Annotated in this window: 2 protein-coding genes; both read left to right on the top strand. The window is 72.4% G+C overall.

Annotation, left to right across the window (positions count from 1 at the left end):
• Positions 1–213 precede the first annotated feature (213 nt).
• Complete coding sequence (locus tag ACFQ8C_RS36910) at positions 214–1,476, top strand: hypothetical protein (protein ID WP_383466321.1); 1,263 nt, start codon at positions 214–216, stop codon at positions 1,474–1,476.
• Entirely contained in the window at positions 1,416–2,222 is an 807-nt protein-coding gene (locus tag ACFQ8C_RS36905) for a hypothetical protein (protein WP_383466319.1), read from the top strand. The genes ACFQ8C_RS36910 and ACFQ8C_RS36905 overlap by 61 nt, the downstream gene beginning before the upstream one ends.
• The last annotated feature ends 119 nt before the right edge of the window (positions 2,223–2,341 follow it).

The raw sequence follows: 2,341 nt of genomic DNA, 5'->3' as shown, positions 1-2,341 counted from the left end.
GTCCCAGCGTTCACGCTGGGACCAGGGGTCCTTTTGTTTTTTGCTTGACTTTTCCGAGGCGCGGCCGGGTGCCGGCTGCGCGAGAATGACTGCAGTACCCGAAGACAGGAGTCACACCGATGTCCACCAACTCTCCCGACGACCGTCCGGAGCGCGAGCCGCGTCGCAGGGACGGTGCCGGTGGCGACCGGGGCGGCTTCCGTGGGCCCCGGCGTGACGACAGCCGCGGTGACAACCGCGGCGGTGGTGGCTTCCGTCGCGACGACAACCGCGGTGGCGGCGGCTACCGCCGTGACGATCGTGGCGGTGACAACCGCGGTGGTGACCAGCGCGGTGGCGGCGGTTTCCGTCGTGACGACCGTGGCGGCGACCAGCGTGGCGGCGGCTTCCGTCGCGACGACAACCGTGGCGGTGGCGGCGGCTACCGCGGTGGTGACAACCGCGGTGGTGACCAGCGCGGTGGCGGCGGCTTCCGTCGCGACGACCGTGGCGGCGACAACCGCGGTGGCGGCGGTTTCCGTCGCGATGACCGTCGGGACGAGCGTCCTTCGTCGTTCCGTCGGGACGACCGTCCCTCCTTCCCGCGTGACGACCGCCGTGACGACAACCGTGGTGGCGGCGGTTTCCGTCGTGACGACCGTGGCGGCGACCAGCGTGGCGGTGGCTACCGCCGCGATGACCGCGGGGGTGACCAGCGCGGTGGCGGTGGCTTCCGTCGTGACGACCGTGGCGGCGACAACCGCGGTGGTGGAGGTTTCCGCCGCGATGACCGCGGGGGTGACCAGCGCGGTGGCGGTGGCTTCCGTCGTGACGACCGTGGCGGCGACCAGCGTGGCGGTGGCGGTTTCCGTCGTGACGACCGTGGTGGCGACCAGCGTGGTGGCGGCTTCCGTCGTGATGACCGTCGGGACGAGCGTCCTTCGTCGTTCCGTCGGGACGACCGTCCCTCCTACCCGCGTGACGACCGCCGCGACGACAACCGCGGTGGCGGCTTCCGTCGTGACGACCGTGGTGGCGACCAGCGGGGCGGTGGCTTCCGCCGCGATGACCGTCGGGACGAGCGTCCTTCGTCGTTCCGTCGTGACGACCGTCCCTCCTACCCGCGTGACGACCGCCGCGACGAGCGCCGTGACGACCGCGGTGGCGACCAGCGCGGTGGTGGTTTCCGCCGCGATGACCGTGGTGGCGACCAGCGTGGCGGTGGTTTCCGCCGTGACGACCGTGGTGGCGACCAGCGTGGCGGCGGCTTCCGTCGCGACGACCGTGGTGGCGACAGCCGTGGCGGTGGCTTCCGTGGTCGGGACGACCGGGGCGGCGACCGCGGCGGTTACCGCGGCCGGGACGACCGGGGTGGTTACGCGCGCCGTGACGACCGCGGGGACCGGGAGCGGAGCGACCGCGCGCCCATCAAGCGGCTGCCGATCCCGCCGGAGGTCACCGGTGAGGAGATCGACCCCGATGTGCGCCAGGAGCTGATGAGCCTGCCCAAGGGGCTGGCCGACGACGTCGCCCGCAACCTCGTCATGGTCGCTCAGCTGATCGACGAGGACCCGGAGAAGGCCTACGGCTACTCCCGGGTCGCGCTGCGGCTCGCCTCGCGCGTCGCCGCCGTCCGCGAGGCCGCCGGCTTCGCCGCGTACGCCAACCAGAAGTACTCCGAGGCGCTGGCCGAGTTCCGGGCCGCGCGCCGGATGAGCGGTGGCGTGGACCTGTGGCCCGTCATGGCCGACTGCGAGCGCGGCCTCGGCCGGCCCGAGCGGGCGCTCGCCATGGCCGGTGAGCCCGAGGTGCAGAAGCTCGACAAGGCCGGGCAGGTCGAGATGCGGCTCGTCGCCGCCGGCGCCCGCCGGGACATGGGGCAGCTGGAGGCCGCCATCGTGACCCTGCAGAGCCCCGAGCTGGCGTCCAGCGCCCACCACCCGTGGACCGCGCGACTGCGGTACGCCTACGCCGACGCCCTGCTCGCCGCCGAGCGGGAGCAGGAGGCGCGCGAGTGGTTCGCCAAGGCCCTGGAGGCCGACAAGGACGGGGCGACGGACGCCTCCGACCGGCTCGCCGAGCTGGACGGGGTCGAGTTCGTCGACGCCTTCGACGACGAGGACGAGTCGGACGACGAGACCGTCCGTGCCGATGAGGACGAGGCCCGTGAGGACGAGCAGGACCTCGTCGACGAGCACGACCTCACCGACGAGGACGACGTCGAGGACGACGACGAGCGCTGAGGCGCGGTGACATGAGGAAGGGGGGGGGCCCCACGGGGGGCGCCCCGGGCGGTGTGTTTTAAAAAAAAACCAGCCCCCCAGACCAAAAGCGAACGGGGTTTGGGGGTTGTGGGTGTTAA

The organism is Streptomyces sp. NPDC056503, assembly GCF_042794995.1.
In the GTDB taxonomy this organism is placed as follows: Bacteria; Actinomycetota; Actinomycetes; order Streptomycetales; family Streptomycetaceae; genus Streptomyces.
The sequence above is the reverse complement of the archived record's forward strand: the minus strand, read 5'-3'. Positions and strand labels throughout refer to the sequence as shown.